At 41.8% G+C, this 1,480-nt stretch carries 2 protein-coding genes; both read right to left on the bottom strand.

Going from position 1 to position 1,480, the window contains the following annotated elements:
* Positions 1 to 220: 220 nt before the first annotated feature.
* Positions 221 to 1,141 carry an IS3 family transposase gene (locus tag G5B30_RS17065; RefSeq protein WP_240903249.1) on the bottom strand — a complete coding sequence of 307 codons (921 nt, stop codon included), beginning with the start codon at positions 1,139 to 1,141 and terminating at the stop codon, positions 221 to 223.
* Between the two features lie 14 nt (positions 1,142 to 1,155).
* A partial coding sequence (locus G5B30_RS17315; RefSeq protein ID WP_410528448.1) for a hypothetical protein occupies positions 1,156 to 1,480 on the bottom strand: 325 nt, incomplete at its 5' end.

Genomic DNA, 1,480 nt, shown 5'->3' with positions numbered 1-1,480 from the left:
TGTCTATTCCTGAAATAGCTTGACGGGTTTCAACTTTATTTACTGGTAGCTAATAATTGATTTCTATCAATTACTGTTTTACAAATCTACTTATTTCTTTCATCTGTTTTCCGTAGATTTCTTTCTTTTAATTCCTGAAAAGTTTGACAGTTGTTCCGCTACCTCCTAATTTTTTTTACTTTCAGTTACCATCACCCTAATGTTCAATCATTTCTATTAGCTATCCCTGGTTTCGGGATACGGGTTTCGTATTCTCCCCTGATTTTTCCTTTGCAGCATATATGCGTTTTTTCCAGTGTTTTTTCAGTTCACCTGACTGTCGATGGGCATCAACCGGACACATCAAGCCAATGCTTCGATGCGGACGTAGCGTGTTGTATTTATGAATGGCACGCTTTGTTGCCTCCAAAGCTTCATGGTAGTCGCTGAACACTTCGTTCAGCTCATATTCATCCTTTAGGATACCGTTAACCCGTTCTGCAATGGCATTCTCGTAAGGATCACCGTTATCGGTCATTGAGATATCTATTTTAGACCCCTTTAGGTAGTTTACGTAATCATGGCAGCAATACTGTATGCCCCGGTCGGAGTGATGGATAAGTCCTTGTTTTGCGCTTTCCACCTCTACGGCCATACGTAGTGCGTTTAATGCACCTTCACTGGTCAGATCAGGCCACAGGCTCCAGCCAACTATTTTTTTTGAGTACGCATCGGTAACCAAAGAAAGATAAACGAACCCTTTTTGGGTCCGGATATACGTGATATCACTTACCCATAACCGATTAGGGCTCTGTAGCTCTATATCGCGGATAAGGTTGGGGTATTTACGGTAAAGGTGATTGGAATTGGTCGTTCGTGCTCCCGACCTGCGACGCTTTACCAATAAACCATGGGCCTGTAACAAATAATAAAATTTATCCCTGCCATATTTGATGTTATGATCCAAAAGTGTGTCTTTTATCAGTAAATGAAGCTTTTCAGCACCCATACGTTTATGCTCTTTTCGCAATTGCTTTACCTGTCTTAAAATAAATACTTCCTGCATCTGAAACGATGACCGCCGTTTCCTGTTATCGTACCACGCCTGACGGCTAAACCCAAACAGACCACACAGTATACCCTTGTAAACCAGAGGATACATCTGTGTCAGAACCTCTACTGTTTGGGCCCAGACTTTTTTCTGATTTCCAGTTTATAGTCGTTTTCAGCAATGTCAATCATCGTATGTAGCCCGACATTCTTCATCTGTGCCAGCTCTAATTGCTTCTCCAATTCCTTGACCCGCTTCTCTAAAGCCTTGATAGCAGTTCTTTCTTTTGCGCTCATAGACTGTAAAGATAAGTGGATTTCATCAGAATATTTCTCTTGCCAATGTTTGTACATCCTATGAAAATGAAGGGGAAGACTGAATCTTTCCCGAGCTTCAATCAGACTCATCCGACCCGAATCGAGCTCGCCAACTAACCAACGACGAAAACTC

The sequence above is a fragment of the Sphingobacterium sp. SGG-5 genome (genome assembly GCF_011043525.1).
Taxonomy (GTDB): Bacteria; Bacteroidota; Bacteroidia; order Sphingobacteriales; family Sphingobacteriaceae; genus Sphingobacterium.
This window is presented reverse-complemented; position numbering and strand designations above follow the sequence as displayed.